The organism is Moritella sp. 28 (assembly GCF_018219435.1).
Lineage (GTDB): Bacteria > Pseudomonadota > Gammaproteobacteria > Enterobacterales > Moritellaceae > Moritella.
On the sequence record NZ_CP056121.1, the window covers coordinates 821,919 to 840,978 of the forward strand.

Consider the following 19,060-nt stretch of genomic DNA (forward strand, 5'->3'; position numbering starts at 1 on the left):
GGTTTTGCTTCTATCCTGATGGATTATTTATGCGGGTTACGTGTATCTTCACTGTTATTAAAATTACGCATTAATAGTGCGTGATCCAGTGTGACTTCTTCTGGAACAGGTAAATAAACAATGTGACCAGAACCTGGCGCGTATTCCATTGCTTCGCCTTTACGGTTTTCTAATTCTTCTAGTTTGAAGGTCAGGTTACCTTGTGGCGTCATTAGTTCAAGAGAATCACCCACTAAGAATTTGTTTTTCACAATCACTTCAGCAAGGCCTTTATCGTTACGACCATTGAATTCACCCACAAACTGTTGTGTTTCACTGATTGAATAACCGTAATCGTAGTTTTGGTATGCATCGTGAGTATGACGACTTAAAAAACCTTCAGTGTAACCGCGGTGCGCAAGGTGCTCTAGTGAACGCAGTAAAGACGGATCAAAGTCTCGGCCTGCAACAGCATCGTTAATCGCTTGTTTATATACTTGTGCTGTACGTGCACAGTAATAGAATGACTTAGTACGACCTTCAATTTTTAATGAATGTACGCCCATTTTAGTGAGACGCTCAACGTGTTGGATAGCACGTAGATCCTTTGAATTCATGATGTAAGTACCATGCTCATCTTCAAATGCAGGCATATACTCATTTGGGCGACCTTGTTCTTGTAATAAGAAAATTTGGTCAGTCGGTTTACCTTCGCCTAAAGTTGGCTCTGGTGAATCAGTTTCTGGTATATAGATCTCTGGTTCTGTTGCTACAATATCACCGGTTTCATTTTCGGTAGCATCATGTGCATCGTATTTCCAACGACATGAATTTGTGCATGAACCTTGATTGGGATCGCGCTTGTTAATGTAACCAGACAATAAACAACGGCCTGAATAAGCCATACACAGTGCGCCGTGTACAAATACTTCGATCTCCATATCAGGGCAGTGGAAACGAATATCTTCAATTTCATCTAGTGATAGTTCACGAGATAAAATGACACGCTTAATACCTTGGGTATACCAGAACTTAACGGTAGCCCAGTTTACAGCATTTGCTTGTACTGATAGGTGAATAACCATATCAGGGAAAGCTTCACGTACCATCATTATCAGACCTGGATCAGACATGATGATCGCGTCTGGTTTCATGGCGATGATCGGTGTTAAATCACGGATGAAGGTTTTTAACTTTGAGTTATGAGGTTGGATATTACAAACCACATAGAATTGTTTACCAAGTGCGTGAGCTTCATTGATACCAATTTCTAGGTTTTCTAAGCTAAATTCATTGTTACGAACACGTAGGCTATAGCGTGGTTGGCCAGCGTAAACAGCATCTGCACCGTAAGCGAAAGCATAACGCATGTTCTTTAGTGAACCTGCTGGGGAAAGTAATTCTGGAGTAAACATTTCAACCTCAATTGTTGTCTGAGTTCAAGTCAGGGAATACCCTAAGGGCATCAAGGTTCGCGATTGTACGCGTTGAACAATGTTTCAGTGTTGATCTGGATCATGTTTTATTTGATCGTATTGAGAGGCGTCGAGGATATTTGCAAGGGAAGGTTGGTAAAGTTGTAATGTCAAAATCGGAAACAAAAAAGCTCAGAACAAGTCTGAGCTTTTTATATTGATGGCTAATTGTTTACAGCCATCAGTTGTTTGTCATATTAGTTAAAAATAATCATCAGGCCAGGTAGTGCGAAGAAAGCACCAATGACATAACCAAAAGCGATGAATTTATTTTCAGTACCTTGACGTGCTAATGCTTCTGCACATTTAATTGGAATCTCACGTAGTGCCGGGATACCGTAGATAAGTGCGACAGCGAATACGTTGAACATAACATGTACCAATGCAATCGTCATTGCTACTTGCGCTGCATCACCACTGATTGATGTTGCTGCAAGTAATGCAGTGATTGTTGTACCTATGTTTGCACCTAGTGTGAATGGGAAGATTTGACGTGTAGTAAATACACCGCTACCCGCTAGTGGAATCATTAGGCTTGTCGTTGTAGATGAAGACTGCACCATTACTGTAACCGCTGTACCAGATAAGATACCGCTTACTGGACCACGACCGATTGCACCGTGTAGTACTGCTTTAGCACGACCAACCATTACTGATTTTAATACTTTACCTAGGAAGGTTACCGAGAAACCAATCATGAAGATACCGATGAATACCATGACTAGACCTGCAGTGTTGCTTTCTACAGGTAATGAACCAGCAAGTTCTTTAATTTGGTTTACCGCAGGTTTTGTTAACGGTTTAATGAAGTTGAATTCTTTAATGCTTAAGCTGCTGCCGCCAACAAAGAAATCTGCTAGGAAGGTAGCCATTTTCTCAAGGATACCAAATGCAATTTCCAGCGGTAGGAAGATAGCTACTGCAAGTAGGTTAAAGAAGTCATGTACGGTTGCAGCACTAAATGCACGCTGGAACTCTTGTTTGTCGCGGATATGACCCATGCTCACGAAAGTGTTCGTGATTGTCGTACCCATGTTCGCACCCATCACCATCGGGATTGCGATTGAGATTGGTAAGCCACCGGCTACTAGGCCAACGATTACTGATGTTACTGTACTTGAAGATTGTACTAACGCTGTTACTAGGATACCTAATAATAAAGCGACGAATGGGTTAGTTGCGAAAGCGAATATTTGTTCTGCACCAGCGCTACCGCCAGAGAACATTTTAAAGCCTCCACTTACTGTAGATACTGCTACCAATACGAAGTATACCAATGCGGCTACACTTACCCAGCTTAATACTTTTTGCATTGTGCTTGGGTTCAATTCAATTGCTTCGTTGTTGTTTTTCATCTCTAGGTACCGTTTTATCTGTATCGAATGACAGATTTGTTTCAGTTAGTTGACGAGAAGGATTAAAACAAACTTGTATGACAGTAATATTACAGTGAGTTTAAAATGTCACAAAACCCTAGCTCGCAAGGTCAAGTTATTGTTTTAAATCATTAAGTTTGTAGTATTTATTTTGGTTGTGTATTTCTGGAGAGACGAGTGTTCGGTAAATAAGGCGTTTTTTCGCTGTTTTTATGTACAAAAATGTGGGTTTGTGACAAAACTGTCATGTGAAATTGGAGGTATTAAAGGCGATAATTGGAAATACGCAGCATATAAAGAGGTACATGCTGCGTTAATGAGGCTTTACTTAGCTGTAGTTGCTTCCTCACCACCAAGGGCAGTGATTAGGTCTGGAATGAAGCGCATTAACTCACCGGTCATCAAGGCAAAGTCGGCATCAAATTTTGCTGCGTAATCATCGGTTGCCACATCATCGTTTTGTTCTCTGATGAGGTCACTGAATTTAAGACGTTTTACTGACATGTCTTCGCCAAGTAAGAAAGACAGTGATTCACTCCAATCTAAGGCTAATTTAGTCACTAACTTATCTGCGTTAAGGTGGTGTTGGATCTCGTCACTGGTTAAGTCTTGTTCTTTACAACGGATGATACCGCCATGTTCAAGTGCAGAACGTAATTCAGCTTCATCACCCAGTTCAAAACCCGGTGCAGCACTGCCGTTATTTAACCATTCTGTCATCGTTACATCTGCTGGCGTCGTTAAAGCAACTGGCACAACAGGTAGGCTACCGACACACTTACGTAATAAAGCGATGAGGTCTTCGGCTTTTTTAGCGCTTGATGCATCAACGACTAATAATTTTTGTGACGGACAAATCCAAGCAAATGTTTGGCTGCTACGTGGGAATGCACGTGGGAGTAGTTGATGGACGATATCTTCTTTTAATGCATCTTTTTCTTTTTTCTTTAGGCCTCGGCCTTGTTCTGCTTCAATCGTGTCGACTTTTTCTTGTAGCATGTCTTTAACAACAGACGCTGGTAATACTCTGTCTTCTTTCTTCGCACAAATCAGAATGTTATCTGAAATACCATGCGTTAAAGCCTGACCTGACTTACCCAGTGGTTTTATCCAACCGAACTTAGATAAATCTTGGCTACCACAAGGGGTAAAAGGGAAATCAGCTAACTTGGTTTCAAGTTGTTCAATATCTAGTTCAAATGGACGAGTGAAACGATAAATTAGTAAGTTTTTAAACCACATTATAGCAGGACCTTGGTATCAACTGTTTGGATAACCAGTATACTCAAGGATGTTGGAAATACAAGTTTGCCTAGTGGCTAAACATGCATCAATCAAGATCTTAATTCCACACTTTCATTGCCATCTGGTGTATAAAGTATTCAATTGAATCGTCACTTTTAATTATTAAAATCAGTGTTTTAATTAAATGCTATATTTATGTGATATTCATTACATTTGTTAGGTGTGAAATTCGACTTTTTAATAAAGAATTCATCAATGTAATAATACTGAAACATATTGAGCTGATAATAACTTTCAGTTAAAGTCGAAAGATAAGTGGTTCTTTCATCATTAAAATATAAATCTTTTACTGACCGGTGACGGTTATTAAGGGAAGAATAGTAAAGGATATTTAAAGTGTCTAAGCGAATTTTAGTAGTTGAAGATGAACTTGCGATCCGTGAAATGCTGTGTTTTGCATTAGAACAAAAAGGATTTGATGTTGTTGAAGCTGGGGATTATAACGAGGCGGTAGATCGGCTTGTCGAACCTTATCCTAATTTAATCTTATTAGATTGGATGTTACCTGGTGGTAGCGGCATTAAATATATTAAGCACTTAAAGTCTCAACCGCATTTATCCACTATTCCGGTCGTGATGTTAACGGCACGTGGTGAAGAGGAAGATAAGGTTAAAGGTTTAGAAGTGGGGGCTGATGATTACATCACGAAACCATTCTCACCAAAAGAATTGATTGCACGGCTAAATGCGGTAATGCGTCGTGTTGCGCCAATGACTCAAGATGCAGTTATTGATATTAGTGGGTTACAGCTTGATCCTGTTGCTCATCGCGTTTCTGCTGGTGATTCTGTGATTGAAATCGGTCCGACTGAATTTAAATTATTGCACTTTTTTATGACACACCCAGAACGTGTGTATAGCCGAGAGCAGTTATTAGATAATGTTTGGGGCATGAATGTATACGTTGAAGACCGCACGGTTGATGTACATATCCGTCGTCTGCGAAAAGCATTAACACCGAGTGAACATGATAAATATGTACAAACAGTGCGTGGTGCAGGTTATCGCTTCTCGATACGTTAATCATGAGAGTTGAAGTTTCAATATGAATAAGACGAACGTTTTTGTCGGTGGCTTATGGCGACTGCTTTATTGGTATATCCCGTTTTTTCTTGTTGGTTTAGTTATTGATAATATTACATTGAGTTTACTCATCGCCACTGCCGTACATGTTGTTTGGTTATATCGTAGCCAATACATATTACATCAGTGGTTATGGGTTGCGCGCACGGCGACGCCGCCTGAAGGTAAAGGTAGCTGGGAATCCATTTTTAATGGCATCTATCGTTTGCAGCGTCGACATAAACGTAAGCGTAAGGAATTGCGCATGGTTATTCGGCGTTTTCGTGAAGGTGCTGAAGCCTTACCGGATGCCGTTGTTGCGTTAGATACTGATTATTCCATTATGTGGTGTAATAAATTAGCGCAACAAATGATTGGCTTGAAATGGCCAGATGATGCGCATCAACATATTGGTAATTTGATCCGTACTCCGGATTTCATTCAATATTTAAATTCGAAAGATTACCGAGAACCGTTAGAGATCACTTCGCCAGTGCATAATGCCAAGACGTTAGAAATTCGCGTAATGACGTATACCGATGATCAATCGATGCTGGTGGCTCGTGATGTCACTGAACTGCGTCAACTAGAACAAGTCAGACGTAATTTTATGGGCAATGTTTCTCATGAGTTACGTACACCGTTAACCGTATTAAAGGGTTATCTGGAAATGCTTGAGCCTGATGAATCGGATAAAATGTTTGCTCGTGCGCATAAAGTCATGTCTGAACAAACGGCGCGTATGGATTCGTTGGTGAACCAGTTATTAGCCTTGTCTCGTATTGAAGCTGCACAGGCTGTCGACTTTGAAAAGCAAGTTGATATTCCGTTTATGCTGTCGATGTTAGAACAAGAGGTATTGATTTTAGGTGCGGATAAAGCCTTAAATGTAGAGTTCCACATTGAAAACGGCCTGTTTGCATTGGGTGATGAATCACAATTGCGCAGTGCGGTATCTAATTTGATCTACAATGCGGTACGCTATACGCCTACGGACGGCAAAGTGGTGGTTGAATGGAAGCATACAGCCGCTGGTGGTTCATTAAGTGTGACCGATAATGGCGATGGTATTTCTGCCGAGCATGTACATCATTTAACTGAGCGTTTTTATCGTGTTGATGATGCGCGTTCACGTGATTCTGGTGGCTCTGGTATTGGTTTATCAATTGTGAAGCATGTTTTAAGCAATCATGACAGTGTGTTAGAAATTAATAGCAAAGTGAGCAAAGGCAGTTGCTTTAGCTTCACCTTACCGTTAGTGACGTATGTAAAACGCCACTAACGTTACCGCGATTGTGACTAGTATTATTCAATAACTAAGCCCATCCACTATGCGATGGGCTTTTTTTTAGCGATAAATTTATACTGTATGGGTAATTAGCAGAGGTTTATTTGTAATAAATCGTGCGCTGTCATCAAACCGTCATGTTTCATTCATATTATTGTCATCAGTTTATTGAATACTTGTATTCACAGAAACGAGGTACAAGATACAAGATACAAGCTTATATTACTTGTAGTCGTGGACACTAAATACAAAGCTTATATACCCTGTAGTCATAGACACAAAATAAAAAATTATACTTGGAGAAGTAAAATGAATATTAAACAAATTGTTGTAGCATTAGGGATATCAATGACAGCAATCGCTTCACAAAGCGTATTTGCAGCAGGACTAGACCCTAAATTACCAGAGTATCAAAAAGTAAGTGGTATCTCAGGTAACCTATCTACAGTTGGTTCTGATACATTAGCAAACATGATGACGTTGTGGGCTGAAGAATTCAAACATATTTACCCAAGTGTTAACGTACAAATCCAAGCGGCTGGCTCTTCTACTGCGCCACCTGCACTAACAGAAGGTACTTCACAGTTCGGTCCAATGAGCCGTAAAATGAAGTCTAAAGAAGTCGAAGCGTTTGAAAAACGTTACGGTTACAAGCCTACAGCAATTCGAGTTGCTATCGATGCACTTGCGGTATTCGTACACAAAGATAACCCAATTAAAGGTTTAAACATTGCCGATGTAGATGCGATTTTCTCAAGCACACTAAAATGTGGTGAAGCGAAGCGTGTTGAACGTTGGGGTGAATTAGGACTAGAAGGTTCTTGGGCTGAGCGTGATATCCAATTATTTGGTCGTAACTCAGTATCGGGTACTTACGGTTACTTTAAGAAGAAAGCATTGTGTAAAGGTGACTTCAAAAATAACGTGAATGAGCAACCTGGTTCAGCATCTGTTGTACAGTCTGTATCATCATCACTTAATGCAATCGGTTACTCAGGTATCGGTTATAAAACATCAGGTGTTCGTGCAGTACCACTAGCGAAAAAAGGTACTAACTACATCGAAGCATCGTTAGATAACGCTGCATCAGGTAAATACCCATTGTCTCGTTACCTATACGTTTACATCAATAAGATCCCGAACAAAGCATTATCTCCAATGCAAACGGAGTTCTTAAAACTGATATTATCGAAACAAGGTCAGAAGATCGTAGCTAAAGATGGCTATATCCCATTACCTAACTCAGTTACATCAAAAGACCTTAAGAAAGCAGGTATTACACTGTAATACGACTTACTTAGGTTAAATGATTAAAGCTCGCTATTTAGCGGGCTTTTTGCTTTCTGGCATAAAATAAAATGAGGTCGTAGCCTTGTTTACTGTATGTGCAAGCTTGGGGAAATTGCTCTCAAAATGATACATTGCTCACATTTAGTCACCATGTTGGTGCAAATATTCAACCCCAGGTCTATGGTTTTGATGTTTGTTGGTTGTAAGTCATTGATAAGTAGTGTTTAAGTTGGCTTTTATTAAGTTGGCCTTAGTATTGCTTTGTTCTAGATAAGATAAAATTTTTTAAACTTTGTTTTTATATCTTAGAGGGAATTTTTATGGGACAAGAAAAATTTAATATATTGTCTTTTTCAGGGAAAATGAAAACTTTACACTTATCGTGGATGGCATTTTTTATTACTTTTGTGGTTTGGTTTAATGCAGCACCACTAATGTTAGCGATTAAAGACAGTTTAGGTTTAACCACTGAAGAAGTTAAAACTCTGCTGATCTTAAATGTAGCCTTAACCATTCCTGCTCGAGTGATTATAGGTATGCTAACCGATAAATACGGACCTCGGATTGTTTACTCTACATTATTAGCTGTCTGTTCTATTCCCTGCTTTATGTTTGCAATGGCGACGACCTTTGAACAGTTAGCAATAGCGCGTTTTATGATGGGGCTGATTGGTGCTGGTTTTGTAGTTGGTATCCGTATTGTTAGTGAATGGTTTCCTGCCAATGAGTTAGGTACCGCGGAAGGTATTTATGGTGGTTGGGGTAACTTTGGTTCGGCTGCTGCTGCATTCACACTACCGACAATTGCATTATTGTTTGGTGGTGAAGATGGCTGGCGCTATGCGATTGCCATCACAGGTTTAATGAGTTTGTTATTCAGTATTGTGTATTACTTTAATGTTACTGATACACCTAAAGGTGCAACTTATTTCCGCCCTAAAAAAGGCGGAGCAATGGAAGTGACCAGCAAAGGTGATTTTTATTTACTGCTGATCATGAAACTACCTATGTACCTGACGCTTGGCTTATTAGCGTGGAAGTTGTTACAAATCGGTATGTTCACAGAAACTATCACCCACTCTATTTATGTTGGTTTAGGTGTTCTTTATGTACTTGATTGCTGGAAAACATACCAAGTAAATAGCGATGTTTTTGTTAAAGAAGTGCCTGAAATTGAACGTTATAAGTTTAAGCAAGTCGCTGTACTTAACGTTTTGTACTTTTCTACGTTTGGTTCTGAGTTAGCGGTTGTTTCCATGTTGCCGCTATTTTTTGCAGAAACATTCGGACTAGGAATGACGGAAGCAGGTATGGTTGCAGCGTCTTACGCCTTTATGAATCTAATGTCACGTCCCGGTGGCGGTTGGATCAGTGACCGCTTTGGTCGTAAGAAGACATTATTGATCTTAACTGCTGGTTTAGCCGTTGGTTATTATGCGATGTCACAAATTACGGCTGCGTGGTCATTACCGCTTGCTATCGCAACCGCAATGGCATGTTCATTCTTCGTGCAAGCTGGCGAGGGTGCTGTATTTGCTGCGGTACCATTAATTAAGCGTCGTTTAACGGGGCAAATTGCGGGAATGACTGGTGCTTATGGGAATGTAGGGGCTGTATTTTATTTAACACTGTATTCAATCGTATCGACACAAGTATTCTTTTATGCGATTTCAATCACGGCGATAGTCGGCTTTATTGCTTTGTTATTAATGGAAGAGCCAAAAGGGCATATTGCAGAGGTAGATGAAGACGGTAAAGTGACGTTAATTAATGTGTCATAAATAGTCTTAATGATAAGAATATCATTGGATATTTTTATGAATAAAGTGTGACAGTATTGAGTGCGGCGTCATTATCATAGTTGGTAATGGCGCCATTTTTATATAATGATTTGTTTACCTGTTTGTCTACTTATCTATTAACCCGCCTATATACCTAAGCTTCGGTCATTTCAGCAATCAAGGTTGGCGATATTTTTGCTAAGTCACCACTGAGCATATCATGGTCTAGGGTATCAGGCAGCGCTAGCTTAAGTTTGGCATAAAAACGATTGTTATCAGACTGCCACAGATCTTTGCTGTGTGTTGTTATCGCTTTTAATTCAATACCGTGCTGCGTTAATATCTTAGATACTTCGTTGATAATTCCCGGACGGTCGTTATCTTGGATGATAAGGCAGGGTGATTTCTGCCAAATACTTTGATTTTTACCTTCGGCGAAACTTATGGTTAGGCCTGGGATCAGGCTCAATGCTTCACATAGATCGCGGTAATATTCATCTTCTACTGAAATTTGTAAGATACCTGCAAATTGTCCTGCTAGCTCACTCATGTTACTTGCTAACCAGTTTCCCTTATGTTCGGCGACGACACGTGATAAGTTGTTTATGAGACCTGATTTATCATCACCAATAAGCGTTACGATAAGTTGTTTAAGCATTTCTAAGCCCTATATAAAAAATCCGGTGTAAAACGTTTTGTTTTAGCTACTTTCATCACTTAATATGATGCGCCATACTATATGCAAATAACGTGCATAAATATAGCACTGGTATATAAATATCAGTGCTTAGACCAGCTAAAGTGGAATATATTTAACGTTGTTGAGTGATGTCATATAACTGTCATAAATATTACATATAATCGCGTTGTGATTAATTACAGCTAAATACGAGGAAGAGATGGCTGAACAGTTTTCTTTAACGATTGCGGGCTCCCGTAAACGTCTAATTAAAGATAAACTCGCAGAATATGGTATTAAAATGGGCGGAGGTGTTGTACTGATGACACTGCTGCTAATATTTTGCTACCTACTGTATGTGGTTTATCCGGTTTTTGAATCGGCGAAAATAGAATCTAAAGCACAATACAGTCAATCTTTTGCTGGTAATACTTATGCATTAGCGATGGAAGAGCAAAATGAAATTGCCTACCGTTATAGTGATTTAGGCATTAACTTCTTTAACACTTTAGATCCCAACGTTGAGTTGATGCAATATGCATTACCACAGCCGGCGACGTCATTTGGTCAAACAGGGCCAACATCACCTATCGTTGTATTTGGTTTTAATGATGGTAAGGCGTTAGTTGCGGAAGCTGATTTCGATGTCACCTATCCTGGTGATAAGCGTCTTATCACACCACAAGTTAATTTCCCATTTGGTGAGCAACAAATTGAAGTTGACAGCCAAGGGCAAGCATTAAAACATATTGCAATTGAAGTTGAAGGTGAAGATGCGGCTATCGTTGCGGTGACGGCGGATAACCGCGGTATATTGCTACGTTATACTGCAGAAGAAAACTTCATGACGGAAGAATTGGAATGGAGCAGCGAGACAATTGAGCTGCCTTCAATGCCGATGGATGTTGAACAAGTATTGTTAACACCAAATTTCCGCTTTATCTTCATGCGTAGTGGTAACAAACTGTCTATCTATGATATTCGTGATACCGATGATATTTCGATTGTTGAAGTGTTAGATATTAATGAAAAACAACAAAACGTGACCCACGTTGCATTATTAACTGGCGCAAGTTCATTACTGGTCGCGAATGATAACGGTGTGGTGAGTCAATGGTTTGAAGTGGCTAAAGATGGCGAGCGTAAGTTCACTAAAATTCGTCAGTTTGATGCGCAATCAAGTGTCATTGATATTACCACTGAATATTCTCGTAAAGGTTTCATGACGGTTGGGGTGGATAATAGCCTTACCATTTTTCACGCCACAGGTGAAACTAAACTATTACACCAAGATCTTGGTATGGGTTCACTTCAGCATATTGCAATTTCTCCTCGTGCAAACGCTTTCTTAGTTGAATCAGAACAGGGTATCGGCTTTTATAAGCTAACCAATGAGCATCCTGAAGTGACATGGAGTGCATTGTGGCAAGAAGTTTGGTATGAAGGCTATTCGGAACCAGACTATATTTGGCAGTCGACCTCGGCATCTGATGACTTTGAACCGAAACTAAGCTTAGTGCCAATCACATTTGGTACCATTAAAGCCGCATTTTATGCGATGTTATTTGCGGTGCCAATCGCGGTAGCAGGTGCTATTTATACTGCTTACTTCATGAACTCTGGTTTACGTAAAGTAATTAAACCAACGGTTGAAATCATGGAAGCACTACCAACGGTAATCCTTGGTTTCCTTGCTGGTTTATGGTTAGCACCGTTTGTTGAAATGAATTTGCCCGGTGTGATGATGATCGCGGTGCTCTTGCCATTTTCGGCTGTGATGGTGGCGGCTATTTGGCATTTCTTACCACAATCATTTGTTAATCGTGTCCCACAAGGTGCACACGTTATCATCCTGTTGCCTGTGTTATTACTTGTTGGTTACTTCTCAGTATCGGTTAGTCCGCTTGTAGAAGACTTGATCTTTGATGGTGACGCACGTGCTTATATCAATGATATCTTTGGTTTCGACCAACGTAACTCTTTGATTGTTGGTATTGCGATGGGCTTTGCAGTTATTCCAACTATCTTCTCTATTGCTGAAGATGCTATTTTCAGTGTGCCAAAGCATTTAACGCAAGGCTCATTGGCATTGGGTGCGACAAGTTGGCAGACACTGGTTAAAGTTGTGTTACTCACTGCAAGTCCAGGTATTTTCTCGGCAGTCATGATGGGCTTAGGCCGTGCGGTTGGCGAAACAATGATTGTATTAATGGCAACCGGTAATACGCCTGTAATGGACTTTAATATCTTCTCTGGTATGAGAACATTGGCTGCCAACATTGCAGTCGAAATGCCGGAATCAGAAGTGGGTAGCTCGCATTACCGCGTACTGTTCTTAGCGGCATTCGTACTCTTTATTCTGACGTTTGTATTCAACACTATTGCGGAATACGTGAGACAGCGTTTACGTGAAAAATACAGCGCGATTTAATCTAAGGCTTGTAATAGGATATTAAAATGAAAAATTGGTTTCGCTCAGGATCGCCTTGGATATGGATGACAGGTGGTGCTGTAAGTATAAGTTTGATTGCAGTTCTTGGTTTGTTGATGTTGATCGCATGGCGTGGTTTGACTTACTTCTGGCCAAGTGCGATACATGAATTTAATGTACAGCTTGAAGATGGTTCTAACCGCGTTGTTATTGGTGAGATCTATGATCGTGAATTTGTGCCAATTCAACGCTTGCTTGAAGCTGGTGTCAAAATTGACCCAACGTTAGAGACGGTAGAGCGTATCTTGGTGAAAACCGGTAACCGTGAATATGTAGATCTTGATTTCAGCTGGTTACTTGGTCCGGCAATTACGGAACAATCAACACCCGCTGCCCTGGCTGTGATTGAACGTTTTACGAATGGTAACTTTTATGGTTACCCAGTTGCTATCGAAGAAAATGGGGTGAAGAAATCCTTAACCTCTGCGGCGCAATTAGAAGTTCTGATTAAGCGTGCTGTTGAACTAAACGATAAAGCGCAAAGTCTACAGAAGGGTGAAATTAGTTCGGTTAACTATGAATTAGAGCGTATTCGCTTAAAATTACGCAGTTATGAATTAAAAGACGAGCTGACTAGCGAGATTGAAACGAAATATAGCAAGATCTCTGAGGGATTGCGTGCTGAATATCAAATTTATGAAGCGCAATTATTTAGTTATCGTGACCAAGCTAACCGTGATGCTGTTATTGTCAAAGACATGCGTGGTGAAGAAGTTCGCATTCCATTATCTAATGTACTTGAAGTGACATACCCGAACGACATGGGTATTGTGAGTAAAATCATGCATTGGTTTGGTAACATGGGTAGCTTCGTAACAAGTGACCCACGTGAAGCAAATACGGAAGGTGGCGTATTCCCTGCTATCTTTGGTACTATCTTTATGGTGATGCTGATGGCTGTTATTGTGACGCCATTAGGTGTGGTTGCAGCGATTTACCTACATGAATATGCCCCGAAAAATGGCTTGACGAAAATGATTCGTATTGCGGTGATTAACCTCGCTGGTGTACCGTCAATCGTATACGGTGTATTTGGTCTGGGTTTCTTTGTTTACATGTTAGGTGGTTCAATTGATGAATTGTTCTACCCTGAATCATCACCGTCTCCGGTATTTGGTTCACCAGGTGTATTATGGTCGGCATTAACACTGGCTATTTTAACGTTACCTGTTGTGATTGTATCAACGGAAGAAGGCTTATCGCGTATTCCAACATCATTACGTCAGGGGTCGCTAGCACTGGGTGCAACGAAGTTTGAAACGCTATGGCGTATTATCGTGCCAATGGCAAGCCCAGCAATTATGACGGGTCTTATTCTGGCTGTTGCCCGTGCTGCGGGTGAAGTAGCACCATTGATGCTGGTGGGTGTAGTTAAACTTGCTCCGACATTACCGGTTGATATGAACTTCCCGTATATTCACGTTGAACGTAAGTTCATGCACTTAGGCTTCCATATTTATGATGTTGGTTTCCAAAGTCCAAACGTAGAAGCGGCAAGACCATTAGTTTATGCAACGTCGTTCTTGTTAGTAACCGTTATTATCGGGTTAAATTTAACGGCAATTGGCGTGCGTAACCATTTACGTGAAAAATTCAAAAATCTAGAACTATAGACCTCTAGCTGTTACGTTAGCTTATAGATTTAGACCTGCTAGGTTAAAGACAAGACCTGTCAGGTTATAGACACAGATATGGAAAGCGGCTGCTCAAGTGGCTGCTTCAATAGGAAAAAAAATGATTGATATGAGTTCAAATGTTACTGATGTTGTAAACCTAGATGTTAATAATTTATCACCAGCAGATACAGCATTAGAAATTAAAAATTTAGACTTATTTTATGGCGACAAACAGGCACTGTTTGATGTAAGTATGAAAATACCGAAAAAACAAGTCACCGCTTTCATTGGCCCGTCGGGTTGTGGTAAATCAACACTATTACGTTGTATTAACCGCATGAATGATTTAGTTGATATCTGCCACATTAAAGGTGATATCAATTTACATGACAAAAATATTTATGATCGTGATGTAGATGTAGCAACACTACGTCGTAATGTCGGTATGGTGTTCCAGCGTCCAAATCCATTTCCTAAATCGATCTATGAAAATGTAGTTTATGGTTTACGTTTACAAGGCATCAACGACAAACGTCGTTTAGACGAAGCGGCTGAATCTTCATTACGTGGTGCAGCGATCTGGGATGAAGTAAAAGACCGTCTACACGATAATGCGTTTGGCTTATCCGGTGGTCAGCAACAACGTTTAGTTATTGCCCGTGCCATTGCGATTGAACCAGAAATTTTATTACTGGATGAACCAACGTCAGCACTGGATCCTATCTCGACATTAGTGATTGAAGAGCTCATCACTGAACTGAAGAAAAAATTCACTGTCGTTATCGTTACGCATAACATGCAACAAGCGGCACGTGTATCTGATCATACTGCTTTCATGTACATGGGTAAGTTGGTCGAATATTCAGATACTAATACCTTATTTACCACACCAGCGAAGAAGCAAACAGAAGATTATATTACGGGTAAATACGGTTAATTTAGCTCTTTTTTAGTTGATAAAGAGTTTGGATTTAATAAAGAATTAGCGTCATGACACGCAAAGGACAATACATGGATAATTTAACATTAGGCCGTCATATTTCCGGTCAATTTAATGCAGAATTAGAAAGCATTCGTAATCAAGTGATGGTGATGGGTGGTTTGGTTGAAGAGCAACTAAATTCAGCAATCGAAGTATTATCGTCACAAGATTTAGATATGGCGAACAAGATCATTGATACCGATAAAAGCGTTAATTCAATGGAAGTTGCTATTGATGAAGCTTGCACCCGTATTATTGCTAAGCGTCAACCTGCGGCAAGTGATTTACGTTTGGTGATGGCTATTATTAAAACCATTACTGATTTAGAACGTATTGGTGATGTTGCAGACCGTATTGCACGTACTGTGATTGAAAACCGTAATAAAAAATCGCCACCGCTCGTTAGCATGGAAAATATGGGGCGCCATACAGTCAAAATGCTGCATGATGTACTTGATGCATTTGCGCGTATGGATGTTGATGCTGCGTTTAAGGTGTATCAAGAAGATGTTAAAGTTGACCGAGAATATGAAAGTATCATCCGTGAGCTAATGACGTACATGATGGAAGACCCACGTTCAATCCCACAAGTGTTGAATGTACTGTGGTGCGCGCGTGCACTCGAGCGTGTTGGAGACCGTTGTCAGAACATCTCTGAATACATCATTTACTTTGTTAAAGGTAAAGATATTCGTCATATTAATCATGATGAAGTAAAAGACTTACTGGAAAAATAATAAACTTAAATTGCATGCCTAAGTTAGTCATTATTAGCCTTGTTTATTGATTGATAAACAAGGTTTTTTTGTTTTTTTGATTGAGTATAAGCTCCGCTATTACCTCATGTTTAACTTCATTTTACTTTACAACTCTAACCAGCATGCGACTATATCAGCCATTAACTTGAGCTTGTTTTTCACTAAAGGATTATAGTAATGCGTTCTGTGCTGATGGCTGCCGATGGCCGAGAAATAAAATTGTTTGCTTGGTTACCTGAGCAAGAGATCCGTTACGTTATGGTGTTAAGCCACGGCATGGCCGAGCATATAGAAAGGTATGAAGCGTTTGCGCTAGCTTGTAACGCTGCTGGTATTGCGGTTTATGGTGCGAATCATCGTGGTCATGGTGACGATGCTCCAGTATTAGGCCATTATGCAGATGAGGGGGGTTGGCATAAAGTGATCAATGATTTAGATCTTATCATTGATGATGTTGCTAAGCGTCATGCTGTCCCCTTAGTATTATTTGGTCACAGTATGGGCTCTTTCATAGCTCAGCAATATGCTATTTTACACGGTAATAAGCTGAAGGGTTTAATACTAAGTGGCTCTAATTACCAAAGCCCAACCATGTATAAGCTGGTAAGCATAGCGAGTAAAATTGAAAAAATGCGTATTGGTGCTAGATCACCAAGTAGTTTCTTAGATTTTCTATCATTTGGTTCTTTCAATAGTAAGCTTAAGCCTGTGCGAACAACATCAGATTGGCTAAGCCGTGATCCTGTGCAAGTGGATAAATATATTAATGATAGCTATTGTGGTTTTCCGTGTACTCCACAATTCTGGCTGGATTTCATGTCAGGATTAATTAGCATTAGCCAAAAGTCAGAAATAGCAAAAATCCCAAATAAATTGCCAATATATATTTTTAGTGGTGATAAGGATCCAGTTGGTTTACAGGGTAAGGGAGTATTAGCATTAGAGCAACATATTACTAACAATGGCTGTAGTGAAGTGCAGTGTAAACTTTATTCAGGTGGTCGCCATGAGATGTTAAATGAATCTAACTCCAGTGAGGTATTTGATGATGTAACGAATTGGGTTACATCAAAAATAGCGGTATAATAAACCGGTCTCAAGCTTCATTTGAAAGTTCGTTTCACTTCAAATTTATTTGATTTTTAGGAAAGCGAAACATAGCAATTTGACACTGTGTCATTAATGTGAAATATGTTGCATTTATTGCGAAGTTGTTGCAATGTGTAGGTTGAGAGAGCAATTCGTACAGACGTTTAAAACAATGGGAGATTATTCTTCCGTGACTTACAGATGATGAATTGTGGCCAATACATATATTTCAACGGAGTGAAACTATGACTGCCAATACCCAGTCTAATGAAACAGGTTCTCTGGTTTTCCATGGGGAAATCAATCAAGAACAACAACAGATCCTAAATCCTGAAGCAGTTGCTTTGTTGACTGAGTTAGTCGAAAAGTTCGCTCCTCAAGTTGATGAGTTACTTAACCAGCGTGTAAAAAAACAAGCACGTATGGATGCTGGTGAACTCCCTGATTTTTTACCTGAAACTGCTCATATTCGCGAAAGCGATTGGAAGATTCAAGGTATCCCTGCAAAACTTCAAGACCGTCGTGTCGAAATTACTGGTCCAGTTGACCGTAAGATGGTGATTAATGCACTAAACGCACGTGTTAAAGTGTTCATGGCTGATTTTGAAGATTCATTCGCGCCAACATGGGGCGGTGTACTAGACGGTCAAGTTAACTTACGTGATGCAGTAAATGGTACGATTGAATATACTAACCCTGCGAACGGTAAACACTACTCTTTAGATGATGATCCTGCGACACTCATTTGCCGTGTACGAGGCCTACATTTACCAGAAAAACATATTACTTTTAATGGTAAAACTGTACCGGGTTGTTTGGTTGATTTTGCCCTGTATTTTTCTAATAACTATGAAACGTTATTAGCAAAAGGCGCTGGCCCATATTTCTACGTACCTAAACTACAAAGTCACCATGAATCAAAATGGTGGAGTGAAGTATTTAGTTATGCAGAAGACAAAGTAAATTTAGCTCGCGGTACAATTAAGGCGACACTGCTAATAGAAACTATCCCGGCAGTATTTGAAATGGAAGAAATTCTATATAGCATGAAAGAGCACATTGTTGCGCTTAACTGTGGTCGTTGGGATTATATCTTTAGCTATATTAAAACACTGCGTAAACATGCAGATCGTGTATTACCAGATCGTCATTCTGTAACGATGGACAAATCTTTCCTTAGTGCTTATTCACGTTTATTAATCAAAACATGTCATAAACGTGGCGCTCTTGCAATGGGCGGTATGGCTGCATTTATTCCAGCCAAAACAGCCGAAGAAAACGATAAAGTATTAGCTAAAGTAACCGCAGATAAGACCCTAGAAGCAAAAAATGGTCATGACGGTACTTGGGTTGCTCACCCTGGTTTAGCAGATACTGCAATGGGTGTGATGAACGAATATATCGGTGCAGGTAATGCTAACCAAATTAACGTTTTACGTGAAGACGATGCACCGGTAACGGCTGCTGAGCTACTTGAACCTTGTGCTGGTGAGCGAACTGAAACGGGTATGCGTTTAAATATCCGTATTGGTGTTCGTTACATGGAAGCATGGATTTCGGGTAATGGTTGTGTGCCTATCTACGGTCTAATGGAAGATGCGGCAACCGCTGAAATCTCACGAGCGTCAATTTGGCAGTGGATCCAACACGGTAAAACACTAAGCAACGGTAAAGTTGTAACAAAAGAATTATTCTGCCAATTATTACAAGAAGAACTTGTGGTCATTCGTGATGAAGAAATTGGCGTTGAAGCTTACGAGCAAGGTCGTTTTGGTGAAGCGTCTAAATTGTTTGAAGAATTAACAGTCAGCGATCACCTTGCTGAGTTTTTAACGCTGCCTGGTTATGATTTCTTAGATTAGAAATTTTTGGAATAGGGCGAGGTTAGG

Annotated in this window: 14 protein-coding genes; 10 read left to right on the forward strand and 4 right to left on the reverse strand. The window is 40.0% G+C overall.

Annotated elements, in window-relative coordinates; translation table 11 throughout:
- Window positions 1-23: 23 nt before the first annotated feature.
- From yegQ to rdgC, 3 genes are all read right to left on the reverse strand, one after another.
- On the reverse strand, window positions 24-1,394 hold the full coding sequence (gene yegQ, locus HWV02_RS03795) for a tRNA 5-hydroxyuridine modification protein YegQ (RefSeq protein ID WP_211689745.1): 1,371 nt from the start codon (window positions 1,392-1,394) through the stop codon (window positions 24-26).
- A gap of 257 nt (window positions 1,395-1,651) precedes the next feature.
- Window positions 1,652-2,809 (reverse strand): Na/Pi cotransporter family protein, encoded by a 1,158-nt coding sequence (locus HWV02_RS03800; protein ID WP_211678518.1) that lies wholly within the window; start codon window positions 2,807-2,809, stop codon window positions 1,652-1,654.
- Window positions 2,810-3,154: 345 nt separating this feature from the next.
- Window positions 3,155-4,072 carry a recombination-associated protein RdgC gene (gene rdgC, locus HWV02_RS03805; RefSeq protein ID WP_211678519.1) on the reverse strand — a complete coding sequence of 306 codons (918 nt, stop codon included), beginning with the start codon at window positions 4,070-4,072 and terminating at the stop codon, window positions 3,155-3,157.
- 399 nt (window positions 4,073-4,471) lie between these two features.
- Here rdgC and phoB point away from each other — a divergent pair, with 399 nt between their 5' ends.
- The 4 genes from phoB (at window position 4,472) to HWV02_RS03825 (ending at window position 9,556) form a co-directional block, all read left to right on the forward strand.
- The gene (gene phoB / locus HWV02_RS03810) at window positions 4,472-5,158 is read left to right on the forward strand and encodes a phosphate regulon transcriptional regulator PhoB (RefSeq protein WP_211678520.1); all 687 of its coding nucleotides are present in this window, start codon (window positions 4,472-4,474) and stop codon (window positions 5,156-5,158) included.
- Window positions 5,159-5,180: 22 nt separating this feature from the next.
- On the forward strand, window positions 5,181-6,479 hold the full coding sequence (gene phoR, locus HWV02_RS03815) for a phosphate regulon sensor histidine kinase PhoR (protein ID WP_211678521.1): 1,299 nt from the start codon (window positions 5,181-5,183) through the stop codon (window positions 6,477-6,479).
- Window positions 6,480-6,794: 315 nt separating this feature from the next.
- Complete coding sequence (locus tag HWV02_RS03820) at window positions 6,795-7,772, forward strand: PstS family phosphate ABC transporter substrate-binding protein (protein ID WP_211678522.1); 978 nt, start codon at window positions 6,795-6,797, stop codon at window positions 7,770-7,772.
- A gap of 323 nt (window positions 7,773-8,095) precedes the next feature.
- A complete protein-coding gene (locus HWV02_RS03825; RefSeq protein ID WP_211678523.1) occupies window positions 8,096-9,556 on the forward strand; it encodes a NarK family nitrate/nitrite MFS transporter in 1,461 nt (486 codons plus the stop codon).
- Between the two features lie 154 nt (window positions 9,557-9,710).
- Here HWV02_RS03825 and HWV02_RS03830 read toward each other — a convergent pair whose 3' ends face one another.
- Window positions 9,711-10,214 (reverse strand): glycine cleavage system protein R, encoded by a 504-nt coding sequence (locus HWV02_RS03830; RefSeq protein WP_211678524.1) that lies wholly within the window; start codon window positions 10,212-10,214, stop codon window positions 9,711-9,713.
- 241 nt (window positions 10,215-10,455) lie between these two features.
- On the opposite strand from HWV02_RS03830, the gene HWV02_RS03835 reads away from it, so the two are divergent.
- The 6 genes from HWV02_RS03835 (at window position 10,456) to aceB (ending at window position 19,033) form a co-directional block, all read left to right on the forward strand.
- On the forward strand, window positions 10,456-12,666 hold the full coding sequence (locus HWV02_RS03835; RefSeq protein ID WP_211689746.1) for an ABC transporter permease subunit: 2,211 nt from the start codon (window positions 10,456-10,458) through the stop codon (window positions 12,664-12,666).
- A 26-nt stretch (window positions 12,667-12,692) separates the two neighbouring features.
- A complete protein-coding gene (gene pstA, locus HWV02_RS03840; RefSeq protein WP_211678526.1) occupies window positions 12,693-14,339 on the forward strand; it encodes a phosphate ABC transporter permease PstA in 1,647 nt (548 codons plus the stop codon).
- A 121-nt stretch (window positions 14,340-14,460) separates the two neighbouring features.
- Window positions 14,461-15,279 (forward strand): phosphate ABC transporter ATP-binding protein PstB, encoded by an 819-nt coding sequence (pstB, locus tag HWV02_RS03845; RefSeq protein ID WP_211678527.1) that lies wholly within the window; start codon window positions 14,461-14,463, stop codon window positions 15,277-15,279.
- Window positions 15,280-15,353: 74 nt separating this feature from the next.
- Window positions 15,354-16,061: a phosphate signaling complex protein PhoU gene (gene phoU / locus HWV02_RS03850; protein ID WP_211678528.1), complete on the forward strand. Its 708-nt coding sequence runs from the start codon at window positions 15,354-15,356 to the stop codon at window positions 16,059-16,061.
- 198 nt (window positions 16,062-16,259) lie between these two features.
- Window positions 16,260-17,168: an alpha/beta fold hydrolase gene (locus HWV02_RS03855; protein ID WP_211689747.1), complete on the forward strand. Its 909-nt coding sequence runs from the start codon at window positions 16,260-16,262 to the stop codon at window positions 17,166-17,168.
- A 248-nt stretch (window positions 17,169-17,416) separates the two neighbouring features.
- Window positions 17,417-19,033 carry a malate synthase A gene (aceB, locus tag HWV02_RS03860; RefSeq protein WP_211678530.1) on the forward strand — a complete coding sequence of 539 codons (1,617 nt, stop codon included), beginning with the start codon at window positions 17,417-17,419 and terminating at the stop codon, window positions 19,031-19,033.
- The last annotated feature ends 27 nt before the right edge of the window (window positions 19,034-19,060 follow it).

Excerpts from the sequence above, each read along its gene's own strand:
- phoU (WP_211678528.1), top strand. The coding sequence starts at position 15,354 with ATGGATAATTTAACATTAGGCCGTCATATTTCCGGTCAATTTAATGCA.
- HWV02_RS03835 (WP_211689746.1), top strand. The coding sequence starts at position 10,456 with ATGGCTGAACAGTTTTCTTTAACGATTGCGGGCTCCCGTAAACGTCTA.
- HWV02_RS03830 (WP_211678524.1), bottom strand. The coding sequence starts at position 10,214 with ATGCTTAAACAACTTATCGTAACGCTTATTGGTGATGATAAATCAGGT.
- aceB (WP_211678530.1), top strand. The coding sequence starts at position 17,417 with ATGACTGCCAATACCCAGTCTAATGAAACAGGTTCTCTGGTTTTCCAT.
- HWV02_RS03820 (WP_211678522.1), top strand. The coding sequence starts at position 6,795 with ATGAATATTAAACAAATTGTTGTAGCATTAGGGATATCAATGACAGCA.
- phoR (WP_211678521.1), top strand. The coding sequence starts at position 5,181 with ATGAATAAGACGAACGTTTTTGTCGGTGGCTTATGGCGACTGCTTTAT.
- HWV02_RS03800 (WP_211678518.1), bottom strand. The coding sequence starts at position 2,809 with ATGAAAAACAACAACGAAGCAATTGAATTGAACCCAAGCACAATGCAA.
- pstA (WP_211678526.1), top strand. The coding sequence starts at position 12,693 with ATGAAAAATTGGTTTCGCTCAGGATCGCCTTGGATATGGATGACAGGT.
- yegQ (WP_211689745.1), bottom strand. The coding sequence starts at position 1,394 with ATGTTTACTCCAGAATTACTTTCCCCAGCAGGTTCACTAAAGAACATG.
- HWV02_RS03855 (WP_211689747.1), top strand. The coding sequence starts at position 16,260 with ATGCGTTCTGTGCTGATGGCTGCCGATGGCCGAGAAATAAAATTGTTT.
- rdgC (WP_211678519.1), bottom strand. The coding sequence starts at position 4,072 with ATGTGGTTTAAAAACTTACTAATTTATCGTTTCACTCGTCCATTTGAA.
- pstB (WP_211678527.1), top strand. The coding sequence starts at position 14,461 with ATGATTGATATGAGTTCAAATGTTACTGATGTTGTAAACCTAGATGTT.
- HWV02_RS03825 (WP_211678523.1), top strand. The coding sequence starts at position 8,096 with ATGGGACAAGAAAAATTTAATATATTGTCTTTTTCAGGGAAAATGAAA.